Genomic DNA, 13,341 nt, shown 5'->3' on the forward strand with positions numbered 1-13,341 from the left:
CCAGAAAAATTAAATGTTCACGGAGATCGCACAATGAAGCGTCGCAGTTTGATCAAGGCTTTCACACTCTCGGCAAGCATTGCCGCGATGGGCATGACCTGGACTGTTCAGGCGGCCGAAACCATCAAGGTGGGGATTCTGCATTCGTTGTCCGGGACCATGGCGATCTCCGAAACATCGCTCAAGGACATGGCGCTGATGACCATCGACGAGATCAATGCCAAGGGCGGCGTCAACGGCAAGCAACTCGAAGCCGTCGTGGTCGATCCGGCGTCGAACTGGCCGCTGTTCGCGGAAAAGGGCCGGCAACTGCTGACCCAGGACAAGGTGGCGGCGGTGTTCGGTTGCTGGACCTCGGTGTCGCGCAAGTCGGTGCTGCCAGTGTTTGAAGAACTCAACGGCCTGCTGTTCTACCCGGTGCAGTACGAAGGCGAAGAGATGTCGCCGAACGTCTTTTACACCGGCGCCGCGCCAAACCAGCAAGCGATCCCGGCGGTTGAATACCTGATGAGCGAAGAAGGCGGCAGCGCCAAGCGCTACTTCCTGCTCGGCACCGACTACGTCTATCCGCGTACCACCAACAAGATCTTGCGCTCGTTCCTGCATTCCAAAGGCGTGGCCGACAAAGACATCGAAGAGGTTTACACACCGTTCGGTCACAGCGACTACCAGACCATCGTTGCCAACATCAAAAAGTTCTCCGCCGGGGGCAAGACCGCCGTTATTTCTACGGTCAACGGTGACTCCAACGTGCCGTTCTATAAAGAGCTGGCCAACCAGGGCCTGAAGGCCACCGACGTACCGGTGGTGGCGTTCTCGGTCGGCGAAGAAGAACTGCGCGGCATCGACACCAAACCACTGGTGGGCAACCTCGCGGCGTGGAACTACTTCGAGTCGGTGGAAAATCCAGCGAACAAGAAATTCGTCGCCGACTGGAAAGCCTACGCCAAGAAACACAACCTGCCGGGCGCCGACAAAGCGGTGACCAACGACCCGATGGAAGCCACTTACGTCGGTATCCACATGTGGGCGCAGGCGGTCGAGAAAGCCAAGTCCACTGACGTCGACAAGGTTCGTGAAGCGCTGGCCGGGCAGACGTTTGCCGCACCGTCGGGCTACACCCTGACCATGGACAAGACCAACCACCACTTGCACAAGCCGGTGATGATCGGCGAGATCCAGAGCGACGGTCAGTTCAACGTGGTGTGGCAGACCGAAGGCCCGATTCGCGCCCAACCGTGGAGCCCGTTCATTCAGGGCAACGACAAAAAGCCGGATTATGCGGTGAAGAGCAACTGAGTCACCCAGCTCAACCTGATCGTTCCCATGCTCTGCGTGGGAATGCCTCAACGGACGCTCTGCGTCCGCTTTTGGGACGCGGAGCGTCCCTGGCTGCATTCCCACGCGGAGCGTGGGAACGATCACTACGCAAGGCAAAGCATATGCGCACTGCCCTTTACCGATTTATCTGCGTCCTCGCACTTTTGCTGCCGATGTTGGCCCACGCCGGCGACGCCGAAGACTTCGTCGCGGCCAATCCCATGCAGCAGGCCAAACTGCTGGAAGCCTGGGCTGCGCAGCCCGATCCGGCGCGTATCGAATTGCTCAACGCCCTGCAGCAAGGCGAGCTGAGCATCGACGGTGAAACCAGAACCCTGCGCCTGAATAATCGCCTGCGAGGTCTGATCGACACCGCCATGGCCAGCCATCAATTGCTCGCCGCTGACGCCAAGCTCCGTCTGAGCGCCGCGCAGCAATTGCAGAAAAGCGCGAAACCGGCACAGCTGAAATTTCTCGACCAGCAACTCGCCGCTGAGAAAGACGCAAGCGTTCACGCCGCCCTGAGTCTGGCGCTGGCCAATCTGCAATTGGTCGACAGCGACCCGGCAGTGCGTCTCGCCGCCGTGCGTCTACTCGGCGAAACCGGCGACCCGCTGGCGCGCACGCGCCTGGAAGGTCTGCTCGAACCCGGTGTTGAAAGCGATGCCGGCGTTCGCACGGCCGCCGAAACCAGCCTCGCCCAGGTCAAGCGCAAATTGCTGATCGGCGAAGTGCTTGGTCAAGCGTTCAGCGGCATGTCACTCGGTTCGATTCTGCTACTCGCCGCCCTCGGTCTGGCGATCACCTTCGGCCTGCTCGGGGTGATCAACATGGCCCACGGAGAAATGCTGATGCTCGGCGCCTACTCGACCTACGTGGTGCAGTTGATGTTCCAGCGTTACGCCCCGCAAGCCATCGAGTTCTATCCGCTGATCGCATTGCCGGTGGCGTTTTTCGTCACCGCCGCCATCGGCATGGCACTGGAGCGCACGGTGATTCGCCACCTCTACGGTCGCCCGCTGGAAACCCTGCTCGCGACCTGGGGCATCAGCCTGATGCTGATCCAACTGGTGCGTTTGCTGTTCGGCGCGCAGAACGTTGAAGTGGCCAACCCGGCGTGGCTGTCCGGCGGCATTCAAGTGCTGCCAAACCTGGTGCTGCCGTACAACCGCATCGTCATCATCGCTTTCGCGCTATTCGTCGTCGTGCTGACCTGGCTGCTGCTGAACAAAACCCGCCTGGGTCTCAACGTGCGCGCCGTCACCCAGAACCGCAACATGGCCGCCTGCTGCGGCGTGCCGACCGGGCGGGTCGACATGCTCGCCTTCGGCCTCGGTTCGGGCATCGCCGGCCTCGGTGGTGTCGCACTGAGCCAGATCGGCAACGTCGGCCCCGACCTCGGTCAGAGCTACATCATCGACTCGTTCCTGGTGGTGGTACTCGGCGGCGTCGGCCAGCTGGCGGGCAGCGTGCTCGCCGCGTTTGGCCTAGGGATCGCCAACAAGATTCTCGAACCGCAGATCGGTGCGGTGCTCGGCAAGATCCTGATCCTCGCGCTGATCATTCTGTTTATCCAGAAACGTCCGCAAGGCCTCTTCGCACTGAAAGGACGGGTGATCGACTGATGAACCAGCCTCTGTTAGTCACGGCCACACAAAAGGCCGGGCCGAAAGTCACGTTTGCCATCGGTGGCGTAGTTCTCGCGTTGCTGATCGTCTTGCCGTTGCTGTCGCTGCTCGCGCCGGACCATGCCCTGCACGTTTCGGCTTATACCCTGACGCTCGTGGGCAAGATTCTCTGCTACGCCATCGTCGCCCTGGCGCTGGATCTGGTCTGGGGTTACGCCGGTCTGCTGTCGCTGGGCCACGGTTTGTTCTTTGCCCTCGGCGGCTACGCGATGGGCATGTACCTGATGCGTCAGGCCGCCGGGGATGGCTTGCCGGCGTTCATGACCTTTTTGTCGTGGAGTGAATTGCCGTGGTACTGGACCGGCACCAGCAGTTTCCTCTGGGCGATGTGCCTGGTGGTGCTGGCACCGGGTCTGCTGGCGTTGGTGTTCGGTTTCTTCGCCTTCCGCTCACGGATCAAGGGCGTGTATTTCTCGATCATGACCCAGGCTCTGACGTTCGCCGGCATGCTTCTGTTTTTCCGCAACGAGACCGGGTTTGGCGGCAACAACGGCTTTACCAATTTCCGCACCATTCTCGGTTTCGGCATTACCGAACCGGGCACCCGTGCGGTGTTGTTTCTGGCCACTGTGCTGTTGCTGGTGGCCAGCCTGTTCATTGGCTGGCGACTGGCGCAAAGCAAATTCGGGCGAGTGCTGACGGCACTGCGTGATGCGGAAAACCGCCTGATGTTCTGCGGCTACGACCCGCGCGGTTTCAAGCTGTTTGTCTGGGTATTGAGTGCGGTGTTGTGCGGTCTCGCTGGAGCGCTGTATGTGCCACAGGTGGGCATTATCAACCCCAGCGAAATGTCGCCGACCAACTCTATCGAAGCGGCGGTTTGGGTCGCCCTCGGCGGGCGCGGCACTCTGATCGGCCCGCTCCTCGGCGCCGGCGTGGTCAATGGCATGAAGAGCTGGTTCACCGTGGCCTTCCCCGAGTACTGGCTGTTCTTCCTCGGCGCGTTGTTCATCGTCGTGACGTTGTACTTGCCCAAAGGCGTGATCGGTCTGCTGAAAAAACGAGGTGAATCATGAGAGTGACAGCGAGTGCTGAATTCATGCTGGAACCGGCGTTCTTTCCCGTCGAGCCGAACAAGGACGAGGGCACCAGCCGCGACTCGATCGGCCTCGGCCAGCGCGTCGGCCCGGGCCTCGACACCCGCCACGGCACGATCCTCACACTGGAAGACATCAGCGTCAGCTTCGACGGCTTTCGTGCACTGAACAATCTCAACCTGTACATCGGCGTCGGTGAACTGCGCTGCATCATCGGCCCCAACGGTGCCGGAAAAACCACCTTGATGGACGTCATCACCGGCAAGACCCGGCCCAGCCACGGCAAGGCCTGGTTCGGTGAAACCCTCGACCTGACGCAGATGAGCGAAGTGCAGATCGCCCAGTCCGGCATTGGCCGCAAGTTTCAGAAGCCGACCGTGTTCGAAGCCCTGAGCGTGTTTGAAAACCTTGAGCTGGCGCAGAAGACCGACAAGTCGGTGTGGGCCAGTTTGCGCGCGCGTTTAAGCGGCGAACAGAAGGACCGCATCAGCGAAGTGCTGGAGACGATTCGCCTGACCACCTCGGTCAATCGCCAGGCCGGGCTGTTGTCCCACGGGCAGAAGCAGTTTCTGGAGATCGGCATGTTGCTGATGCAGGACCCGCAACTGCTGTTGCTCGACGAGCCGGTAGCGGGTATGACCGATGCCGAAACCGAGTTCACTGCCGAGTTGTTCAAGTCGCTGGCGGGCAAACATTCGTTGATGGTGGTGGAGCATGACATGGGCTTCGTCGGCTCGATTGCCGACCACGTCACGGTGCTGCATCAGGGCAGCGTGTTGGCTGAAGGCTCGCTGGAGCAAGTGCAGGAAAACGAGCGGGTGGTCGAGGTCTATCTCGGCCGCTGAAGCGCAAACGCATTCCAAACTGTAGGAGTGAGCCTGCTCGCGATAGCGGTGTATCAGATACATAGACGTTGACTGACACTCCGCTATCGCGAGCAGGCTCACTCCTACAAGGGGATTTGAGGAGATTTTGGGACATGCTGCAAGTCGACAAGCTGCACCAATACTACGGCGGTAGCCACATCCTGCGCGACCTGAGCTTTGACGTGAAGGTCGGCGAAGTCACCTGCCTGCTCGGCCGTAACGGCGTGGGCAAGACCACCCTGCTCAAATGCCTGATGGGCCTGCTGCCGGCCAAGGACGGCGCGGTGAGCTGGGAAGGCAAACCGATTACCTCGTTCAAGCCGCATCAGCGGGTGCACGCCGGCATCGCCTACGTGCCGCAGGGTCGGGAAATTTTCGGCCGCCTGACCGTGGAAGAAAATTTGTTGATGGGCCTGTCGCGTTTTCCCGGCTCCGAAGCCAAAGAAGTTCCAGCGTTCATCTACGAACTGTTCCCGGTGCTGCTACAAATGAAGCAGCGTCGTGGCGGCGATCTGTCCGGCGGTCAGCAACAGCAACTGGCGATCGGCCGAGCGCTGGCCAGCCGTCCGCGCTTGCTGATTCTTGATGAGCCCACCGAAGGCATTCAACCGTCGGTGATCAAGGAGATCGGCGCGGTGATCAAGCAACTCGCGGCACGGGGCGACATGGCGATTTTGCTGGTCGAGCAGTTCTACGATTTCGCCGCCGAACTGGCCGATCAATACCTGGTGATGTCTCGCGGTGAGATCGTCCAGCAGGGCCGCGGTGAAAATATGGAGGCCGAAGGTGTGCGCGGTCTGGTCACGATCTAACGCGGCGGTCTAATCTGTAGCTTCCTAACGATAATCACAAAACCATGAATTCGATTGTTGCACCTGCCCTGTTTACCCCGAGCTGGCACGCCGAGCTGGAACTGGCTTACGCGCGTTTTGGCGATTGCACGCGCCCGATCCAGCGGCGTCACCTCGGCCCGTTGCGGGTGCAAAAGCACCTGTATGCCGAAGGCCCTGAAGTTTGCCAGCACATCATTGTCCACCCACCGGGCGGAATCGCCGGTGGCGACCGGCTGAACATCAGCGCCCGCGTCGAACACAACGCCTGGGCGCAGATCACCAGTCCCGGCGCCGCCAAGTGGTATCGCGCAGCAGGCCCGGCCTATCAGCAACTCGATTTGCAGGTCGCGGCTGGCGCGACGCTGGAATGGCTGCCGCAGGAAACCATCGTCTACAGCGCCGCGCAGGCTGAACTCACCACAACGATCGAGCTTGAAGGCGACGCGCGGCTGTTCTACTGGGACGTGGTGGCGCTGGGTCGCCCGGCCAGTGGCGAGCGTTTTGACCTGGGGCATTTTCAGGCGCACCTGGATATTCGCCGCGACGGCCGGTTGCTCTGGCATGAACGGCAGCGCATTGTCGGCGCGGATGGTTTGCTTGATTCGCCGATCGGTCTGGATGGGCAACCGGTGTTTGCGACGCTGTTGGTGACTGGGGAGATCGATGCCGAGCTGCTGGAGCGTTGCCGCTCGCTGGGGCATGCGGTGCGTGGGGATCTGACCCAGTTGCCGGGGTTGCTGGTGGCGCGGTGTCTGGCCTCTGAAGCATTACTCGCCCGGGCGTGGCTGATTGATTTATGGCGACTGCTCAGACCTGCGCTGCTCGGCCGCGAAGCGATGCCACCACGAATCTGGAACACCTGAAATGCATTCCCCCTGTAGGAGTGAGCCTGCTCGCGATAGCAGTGTGTCAGCCAAAAAATAATGAAATGACACACCGCTATCGCGAGCAGGCTCACTCCTACAGGGGAATGTGTTTGCAACCCTGAATAATTTTTCAATCTGCCCTGATGGAACCCCAACAATGGACCTGACCCCACGCGAAAAAGACAAGCTGCTGATCTTCACCGCCGGCCTCGTCGCCGAGCGGCGGCTGGCCCGCGGCGTGAAGCTCAACTACCCGGAAGCCATGGCCTACATCTCCGCCGCGCTGCTAGAAGGCGCCCGCGACGGCCAGACCGTGGCCGAGCTGATGCACTACGGCACCACCCTGCTCAGCCGCGAGCAAGTGATGGAAGGCATCCCGGAAATGATCCCGGAAATCCAGGTCGAGGCGACGTTTCCCGACGGCACCAAACTGGTCACCGTTCACCAGCCAATCGTCTGAGGCCGCGCCATGACTTACAGCATCCGCGATGCGACTCAGGCCGACCTGCCGGCGATCCGTGACATCTATAACGACGCCGTGCTCAACACCACGGCAATCTGGAATGAACAGGCCGTCGACCTCGCTAACCGCCAGGCGTGGTTCAGCGCGCGTCAGGCTCAGGCTTATCCGGTTCTGGTGATCGTCGACAGCGACAACAGCGTTCTCGGCTACGCTTCGTTCGGCGACTGGCGGCCGTTCGACGGGTTCCGCCACACCGTCGAACACTCGGTGTACGTGCGCAGCGACCAGCGCGGCAACGGCCTCGGCCCGCAACTGATGACTGCGCTGATTGAACGGGCAAAAACCTGCAACAAGCACGTGATGGTCGCCGCGATCGAAAGCGGCAACACCGCCTCGATTCGTCTGCATCAACGCGCCGGTTTTAACGTCACCGGGCAGATGCCGCAAGTCGGCACCAAGTTCGGTCGCTGGCTCGACTTGACCTTCATGCAATTGACCCTCAATCCCGGCGCAGAGCCGCCTGACGCCCACAAGGAGTGACACCGATGAACGCTGCCCAACTGCGTCGCGTCAACGCTGAAAGTTTTGCCCATTACCGTCAGGGCCTGATCGACCTGCTGCTCGACGCTGTGGGATACGGTGCCAGCGTCGGCTTCATGGGCGATCTCGATGCCGCGCAGGCGCACGCCTATTTCGATGACGTCCAGGACAACGTCAACAAAGGCCATGTGCTGCTCTGGGTGGTGGTCAAGGACGAACAGGTCCAGGCCAGTGTGCAGTTAGCGCTGTGCCAGAAGGCCAACGGCCTGAATCGCGCCGAAGTGCAGAAACTGCTGGTGCGCGAAGACGCCCGCCGCCGCGGCCTCGGTCAGCAGTTGATGAGTGCGCTGGAGCTTGAGGCGCGCCATCTCAAGCGCGGCCTGCTCTACCTCGATACGGAAGCGGGCTCGCCGGCTGAAGCGTTCTATCAAGCGCTGGGTTATATCCGCGCCGGCGAAATTCCCGATTACGCTTGTGATCCCAACGGCACGTACCGCCCGACCGCTCTCTATTACAAGATTCTGCAAGGAGCCCAGCCATGATTCCCGGCGAATACCAGATCCAGCCCGGCGACATCGAACTCAACGCAGGCCGTCGCACCCTCAGCCTGAATGTCGCCAACAGCGGCGACCGGCCGATCCAGGTCGGCTCGCACTATCACTTTTTCGAAACCAACGACGCGCTGACCTTCGACCGCGCAGCCAGTCGCGGCATGCGCCTGAATATTCCCGCCGGCACCGCCGTGCGCTTTGAGCCAGGGCAAAGCCGCGAAGTCGAGCTGGTCGATTACGCCGGGCATCGCCGGGTGTTCGGCTTTGCCGGACGCATCATGGGTGATCTTTAAGCCATCAGGTGACTGCAAGAAAGCTATCGCGAGCAGGCTCACTCCTACATGAGACCGCGATCAAATGTAGGAGCGAGCCTGCTCGCGAAAGCGAGTAATGCGAGCGATTTCAGACCCAATTGAATCCCAAGGCAAGCACATGAAGATTTCTAGAAGCGCCTACGCCGACATGTTCGGCCCCACCGTCGGCGACAAGGTGCGCCTGGCCGATACCGAACTGTGGATCGAAGTCGAGAAGGATTTCACCACCTACGGCGAAGAAGTGAAATTCGGCGGCGGCAAAGTCATCCGCGACGGCCAGGGCCAGAGCCAGTTGCTCGCCGCCGAAGTGGTCGACACGCTGATCACCAACGCGCTGATCATCGACCACTGGGGCATCGTCAAGGCTGACGTCGGCCTCAAGGACGGGCGCATCGCCGGCATCGGCAAGGCCGGCAACCCCGACGTCCAGCCCGGCGTGACCATCGCCATCGGCGCCGGCACCGAAGTGATTGCCGGCGAAGGCATGATCCTCACCGCGGGCGGCATCGACACGCACATCCATTTCATTTGCCCGCAGCAGATCGAAGAAGCCTTGATGAGCGGCGTCACCACCATGATCGGCGGCGGCACGGGGCCTGCCACCGGGACCAACGCCACCACCTGCACGTCGGGGCCATGGCATCTGGCGCGCATGCTCCAGGCCGCCGATGCGTTCCCGATGAACATCGGTCTCACCGGCAAGGGCAACGCCAGTCTGCCGGAACCGTTGATCGAGCAGGTCAGGGCCGGCGCCATCGGCCTCAAGCTGCACGAAGACTGGGGCACCACCCCGGCGAGCATCGACAACTGCCTCAACGTCGCCGATCAGTTCGACGTCCAGGTCGCAATCCACACCGACACCCTCAACGAGTCCGGTTTCGTCGAAACCACCCTCGGCGCGTTCAAGGGTCGCACCATCCACACCTATCACACCGAAGGTGCCGGCGGCGGCCATGCGCCGGACATCATCAAGGCCTGCGGTTTCGCCAACGTGCTGCCGAGTTCGACCAACCCGACCCGACCGTTCACCCGCAACACCATCGACGAACACCTCGACATGCTGATGGTCTGCCACCACCTCGACCCGAGCATCGCCGAAGACGTCGCCTTTGCTGAAAGCCGCATCCGCCGCGAAACGATCGCCGCCGAAGACATCCTGCATGACCTCGGTGCGTTTTCGATGATCAGCTCCGACAGCCAGGCCATGGGCCGCGTCGGCGAAGTGATCACGCGCACCTGGCAGACCGCCGACAAAATGAAAAAACAGCGCGGCCCGCTGCCGCAGGACGGCGCAGGCAACGACAACTTCCGCGCCAAACGCTACATCGCCAAATACACCATCAACCCGGCGATCACCCATGGCATCAGCCATGAGGTCGGTTCGATCGAAGTCGGCAAGTGGGCCGATCTGGTACTGTGGCGCCCGGCGTTTTTCGGTGTGAAACCAACGCTGATCCTCAAGGGCGGCGCGATTGCCGCCAGCCTGATGGGCGATGCCAACGCCTCTATTCCGACGCCACAACCGGTGCACTACCGACCGATGTTTGCCAGTTACGGCGGCTCGTTGCACGCGACCAGCCTGACCTTTATCAGCCAGGCCGCGCACGAAGCCGGGCTACCGGAAGCGCTTGGGCTGAAGAAAAAAATCGCCGTGGTGAAAGGCTGCCGCGACGTGCAGAAAACCGACCTGATTCATAACGATTATTTGCCGAAAATCGACGTCGATCCGCAGACCTATCAGGTCAAGGCCGATGGGGTGTTGCTGTGGTGTGAGCCAGCGGAAACGCTGCCGATGGCGCAGCGGTACTTTTTGTTTTGACAACAAAAAAGGCCCTTCGGGGCCTTGTGCATTTCTATCTGTTGTACCGCGTCATCGTTTTTCGCGAGCAGGCTCACTCCTACAAGGGCCTGTTGTACACTGATCCATTGTAGGAGTGAGCCTGCTCGCGATAGGGCCAGATCGGCCCCTACAAAGCTTCCAGACTGACTACTCCACAACCAACCGCCCCAACCGCTGACGCAGCATCCGGTTCTCGGCGCGCAACTCACGCACTTCCTCCAGCAGATCCAGCGCCAGCGCCACTCCTTCCCATTCCAGCTCCAAATCGCGGCGCAGCTTGGCGGCGCGCTTGGCCAGGGTCAGCTCGTAATCGGTGAAGCGCCATTCACGGGGCTGTGCGCCCTGAGGTTCGAGGATGCCGTGTTCGACGATTTCGATCACGTAGACGTCCGTCAAATCGGCCGCCTCACAGAATTCTGCCAGGTCCAGTTGAACGCTCAGGGGGCTGCTCATGATGGGCTACTCCGTCGTCGGGTTCAGAAGTTCTCGCGCGGGTTGAACGCGGCTTTTTTCGCCAGTTCCTGCCACAGCGCCTTGACCTCATCGTCAGACGTTTTCGGCATGACCGCTTTGAGTTGCACAAACAGATAACCGCGCTCGCCGGCCTTGTTCTTCAGACCATGGCCTTTGGCACGCATGCGCTGGCCGTTCTGGCTGCCGGCGGGCACCTTGAGGTTGATCTTGCCGGTCAGGGTCGGCACGGCCACTTCGGTACCCAGCGCCAGCTCCCACGGGGCCAGCGGCAAGGTGATGATCAGGTTGTCGCCTTCGACATCGAACTTCGGGTGCGGCGCAAAACGAATGGTCAGGTACAGGTCGCCATTCGCTCCGCCGCCAACGCCCGGCGCGCCCTGGCCCTTCAAGCGAATACGCTCGCCATCGGACACGCCCGCCGGAATCTTCACGTTCAGGCTCTTGCTGGTGTTGCTGACATGCTGACCGTTGGCGTTGTATTGCGGCACCTGAAAGGTGACTTTCTTCGACTCGTTGGCCAGGGTTTCTTCAAGGAAGACCGGCAGTTCCATTTCCACGTCTTGCCCTCGCCGTCCGCGTGATTGGCCGCCCTGCGCGCCACCGAAACCGGGGCCGCGGTTGCCGAAGATCGAACTGAAAAAGTCCGAGAAGTCGCCGGTATCGCCACCGCCGCCGCCAAAACCGCCACGGCTCTGCCAGCCTGGTGGCCCCTGGAACGGCTGACCGTGCTGGCCATAACGACGCAGTTCGTCGTATTCGGCGCGCTTGTCGGCGCTTTTCAGCGCTTCATAGGCTTCCGAGGCGTCCTTGAACTTGGCCTCGGCGTCCTTTTCCTTGCTGACATCGGGGTGGTATTTGCGCGCCAGCTTGCGATAGGCCGCCTTGATGGCCTTGTCGTCGGCTGTCGGCTCCACGCCGAGTATCTTGTAATAGTCTTTGAAGTCCATTGAAGGATCACCATCCGTTATCGATTTCGCGCCTGTCCCAGCGTGCGCCAATTGGCGCGTGCCGGGTTGACCGATCTCAAGGTTGTGACCGGGTGGCGCCGCAGAAGTTTATCGGCAGTGGACGGCGGTTCTTGCGACCGCCGGTGTGTCTGCCGGCCCATGCCAGCAAGTTTGGGGCGAACCGGCGATTTTCAACCGGTTCAGTCGCGAAATAGCAGATGACCGGCCTTCGAATCTGGCGCGCACTGACATACACTGCGCGGCCGTTTTTTGACCGGAACCGAAAGACATGAAAGACGCCTCTCCAGCCCGTGCCTGTGGCATCGACTTCGGCACGTCCAACTCCACCGTCGGCTGGCTGCGCCCCGGCATGGACACCATGATTGCGCTGGAAGACGACAAGATCACCCTGCCGTCGGTGGTCTTCTTCAATATCGAGGAGCGCCGCCCGGTGTACGGTCGTCTGGCGCTGCACGAATACCTGGAAGGCTACGAAGGCCGGCTGATGCGCTCGCTGAAAAGCCTGCTCGGCTCCAAGCTGATCAAGCACGACACCAGCGTTCTCGGCACGGCCATGCCGTTCAAGGACTTGCTCGGGCTGTTCATCGGCCAGCTCAAGGCCCGCGCCGAGACCACCGCCGGGCGGGAATTCGAGCAAGTGGTGCTGGGCCGTCCGGTGTTTTTCGTCGATGACGATCCGCTGGCCGACCAGGAAGCCGAAGACACTCTGGTCGAAGTAGCGCGCAAAATCGGCTTCAAGGACGTGTCGTTTCAGTATGAGCCGATCGCGGCGGCATTCGACTATGAGTCGACCATCGAGAAAGAAGAGCTGGTGCTGATCGTCGACATCGGCGGTGGTACGTCCGACTTCTCGCTGGTGCGCCTGTCGCCCGAGCGTCGCGGTGTCGAGAACCGTCACGACGACATCCTCGCCACCGGCGGCGTGCACATCGGCGGGACCGACTTCGACAAGCAACTGAGCCTGCAAGGCCTGATGCCGCTGTTCGGTTATGGCAGCCGCATGAAGAGCGGCGCCTACATGCCGACCAGCCACCACATGAACCTGGCGACCTGGCACACCATCAACTCGGTGTACTCGCAGAAAACCAGCCTGGCGCTTGCCAGCATGCGTTACGACATCGAGGACACCGGCGGTATCGATCGTCTGTTCAAATTGATCGAACAGCGCGCCGGCCACTGGCTGGCGATGGAAGTGGAAGACACCAAGATTCAACTGACCCACGCCGATAGCCGCCACGTGCCGCTGGACCGCATCGAGGCCGGGCTGAGTGTAGAGCTGACGCGTGCGCTGTTCGAATCGGCGATCGAAGCGCTGTTGGAGCGGGTGCGCGGTAGTGTCACGCAACTGTTGAATGACGCCGGCGTGGCGGTCGATCAGGTCGACACGGTGTTCTTCACTGGCGGTTCCAGCGGCATTCCGGCGCTGCGCAACAGCGTCTCGGCAATGCTGCCGAACGCGCGGCATGTTGAAGGGAATATCTTTGGCAGCATTGGTAGCGGATTGGCGATTGATGCCATGAAACGCTACGGTTCGATGGGCTGATCCCGCCCCCAGATATCGGGGGGGCTTTATGGCAGGGG

General features: G+C 61.2%; 14 protein-coding genes. 12 read left to right on the forward strand and 2 right to left on the reverse strand.

Going from position 1 to position 13,341, the window contains the following annotated elements; translation table 11 throughout:
- Window positions 1-33: 33 nt before the first annotated feature.
- The 11 genes from urtA (at window position 34) to ureC (ending at window position 10,297) form a co-directional block, all read left to right on the forward strand.
- The gene (urtA, locus tag HU755_RS11085; RefSeq protein ID WP_186632442.1) at window positions 34-1,299 is read left to right on the forward strand and encodes an urea ABC transporter substrate-binding protein; all 1,266 of its coding nucleotides are present in this window, start codon (window positions 34-36) and stop codon (window positions 1,297-1,299) included.
- Window positions 1,300-1,442: 143 nt separating this feature from the next.
- A complete protein-coding gene (gene urtB, locus HU755_RS11090; protein ID WP_186632444.1) occupies window positions 1,443-2,945 on the forward strand; it encodes an urea ABC transporter permease subunit UrtB in 1,503 nt (500 codons plus the stop codon).
- Window positions 2,945-4,024, forward strand: a complete 1,080-nt coding sequence (gene urtC, locus HU755_RS11095) for an urea ABC transporter permease subunit UrtC (RefSeq protein ID WP_186620481.1) — start codon at window positions 2,945-2,947, stop codon at window positions 4,022-4,024. Before urtB ends, urtC begins: the two co-directional genes overlap by 1 nt.
- Before the next feature lie 23 nt (window positions 4,025-4,047).
- Window positions 4,048-4,890: an urea ABC transporter ATP-binding protein UrtD gene (urtD, locus tag HU755_RS11100; RefSeq protein ID WP_186632610.1), complete on the forward strand. Its 843-nt coding sequence runs from the start codon at window positions 4,048-4,050 to the stop codon at window positions 4,888-4,890.
- A 134-nt stretch (window positions 4,891-5,024) separates the two neighbouring features.
- A complete protein-coding gene (urtE, locus tag HU755_RS11105; RefSeq protein ID WP_186632447.1) occupies window positions 5,025-5,723 on the forward strand; it encodes an urea ABC transporter ATP-binding subunit UrtE in 699 nt (232 codons plus the stop codon).
- Between the two features lie 44 nt (window positions 5,724-5,767).
- Complete coding sequence (locus HU755_RS11110) at window positions 5,768-6,607, forward strand: urease accessory protein UreD (protein WP_186632450.1); 840 nt, start codon at window positions 5,768-5,770, stop codon at window positions 6,605-6,607.
- A gap of 160 nt (window positions 6,608-6,767) precedes the next feature.
- Window positions 6,768-7,070, forward strand: a complete 303-nt coding sequence (ureA, locus tag HU755_RS11115; RefSeq protein ID WP_003221215.1) for an urease subunit gamma — start codon at window positions 6,768-6,770, stop codon at window positions 7,068-7,070.
- A gap of 9 nt (window positions 7,071-7,079) precedes the next feature.
- Window positions 7,080-7,613 (forward strand): GNAT family N-acetyltransferase, encoded by a 534-nt coding sequence (locus HU755_RS11120; protein ID WP_186632453.1) that lies wholly within the window; start codon window positions 7,080-7,082, stop codon window positions 7,611-7,613.
- Between the two features lie 5 nt (window positions 7,614-7,618).
- Window positions 7,619-8,155 carry an N-acetyltransferase gene (locus HU755_RS11125; RefSeq protein WP_186547546.1) on the forward strand — a complete coding sequence of 179 codons (537 nt, stop codon included), beginning with the start codon at window positions 7,619-7,621 and terminating at the stop codon, window positions 8,153-8,155.
- On the forward strand, window positions 8,152-8,457 hold the full coding sequence (locus HU755_RS11130; RefSeq protein ID WP_186547548.1) for an urease subunit beta: 306 nt from the start codon (window positions 8,152-8,154) through the stop codon (window positions 8,455-8,457). Before HU755_RS11125 ends, HU755_RS11130 begins: the two co-directional genes overlap by 4 nt.
- A gap of 139 nt (window positions 8,458-8,596) precedes the next feature.
- Window positions 8,597-10,297: an urease subunit alpha gene (gene ureC, locus HU755_RS11135; RefSeq protein ID WP_186632456.1), complete on the forward strand. Its 1,701-nt coding sequence runs from the start codon at window positions 8,597-8,599 to the stop codon at window positions 10,295-10,297.
- A gap of 168 nt (window positions 10,298-10,465) precedes the next feature.
- Here the strand turns inward: ureC and HU755_RS11140 are convergent, their stop codons facing one another.
- Both HU755_RS11140 and HU755_RS11145 read right to left on the reverse strand, forming a co-directional pair.
- Entirely contained in the window at window positions 10,466-10,771 is a 306-nt protein-coding gene (locus tag HU755_RS11140; protein ID WP_186632459.1) for a chaperone modulator CbpM, read from the reverse strand.
- 23 nt (window positions 10,772-10,794) lie between these two features.
- A complete protein-coding gene (locus HU755_RS11145) occupies window positions 10,795-11,739 on the reverse strand; it encodes a DnaJ C-terminal domain-containing protein (protein ID WP_186632462.1) in 945 nt (314 codons plus the stop codon).
- Window positions 11,740-12,028: 289 nt separating this feature from the next.
- On the opposite strand from HU755_RS11145, the gene HU755_RS11150 reads away from it, so the two are divergent.
- On the forward strand, window positions 12,029-13,303 hold the full coding sequence (locus HU755_RS11150; RefSeq protein ID WP_186632465.1) for an Hsp70 family protein: 1,275 nt from the start codon (window positions 12,029-12,031) through the stop codon (window positions 13,301-13,303).
- Window positions 13,304-13,341 lie beyond the last annotated feature (38 nt).

The sequence above is a fragment of the Pseudomonas sp. SWRI111 genome, from assembly GCF_014268555.1.
GTDB lineage: Bacteria > Pseudomonadota > Gammaproteobacteria > Pseudomonadales > Pseudomonadaceae > Aquipseudomonas > Aquipseudomonas hamedanensis.

Bases quoted from the DNA above. Each gene is read 5' to 3' on its own strand.
- urtE (WP_186632447.1), top strand. From the start codon at position 5,025: ATGCTGCAAGTCGACAAGCTGCACCAATACTACGGCGGTAGCCACATC.
- HU755_RS11140 (WP_186632459.1), bottom strand. From the start codon at position 10,771: ATGAGCAGCCCCCTGAGCGTTCAACTGGACCTGGCAGAATTCTGTGAG.
- urtB (WP_186632444.1), top strand. From the start codon at position 1,443: ATGCGCACTGCCCTTTACCGATTTATCTGCGTCCTCGCACTTTTGCTG.
- HU755_RS11120 (WP_186632453.1), top strand. From the start codon at position 7,080: ATGACTTACAGCATCCGCGATGCGACTCAGGCCGACCTGCCGGCGATC.
- urtA (WP_186632442.1), top strand. From the start codon at position 34: ATGAAGCGTCGCAGTTTGATCAAGGCTTTCACACTCTCGGCAAGCATT.
- ureA (WP_003221215.1), top strand. From the start codon at position 6,768: ATGGACCTGACCCCACGCGAAAAAGACAAGCTGCTGATCTTCACCGCC.
- HU755_RS11150 (WP_186632465.1), top strand. From the start codon at position 12,029: ATGAAAGACGCCTCTCCAGCCCGTGCCTGTGGCATCGACTTCGGCACG.
- urtD (WP_186632610.1), top strand. From the start codon at position 4,048: ATGCTGGAACCGGCGTTCTTTCCCGTCGAGCCGAACAAGGACGAGGGC.
- HU755_RS11145 (WP_186632462.1), bottom strand. From the start codon at position 11,739: ATGGACTTCAAAGACTATTACAAGATACTCGGCGTGGAGCCGACAGCC.
- urtC (WP_186620481.1), top strand. From the start codon at position 2,945: ATGAACCAGCCTCTGTTAGTCACGGCCACACAAAAGGCCGGGCCGAAA.
- HU755_RS11110 (WP_186632450.1), top strand. From the start codon at position 5,768: ATGAATTCGATTGTTGCACCTGCCCTGTTTACCCCGAGCTGGCACGCC.
- HU755_RS11125 (WP_186547546.1), top strand. From the start codon at position 7,619: ATGAACGCTGCCCAACTGCGTCGCGTCAACGCTGAAAGTTTTGCCCAT.
- ureC (WP_186632456.1), top strand. From the start codon at position 8,597: ATGAAGATTTCTAGAAGCGCCTACGCCGACATGTTCGGCCCCACCGTC.
- HU755_RS11130 (WP_186547548.1), top strand. From the start codon at position 8,152: ATGATTCCCGGCGAATACCAGATCCAGCCCGGCGACATCGAACTCAAC.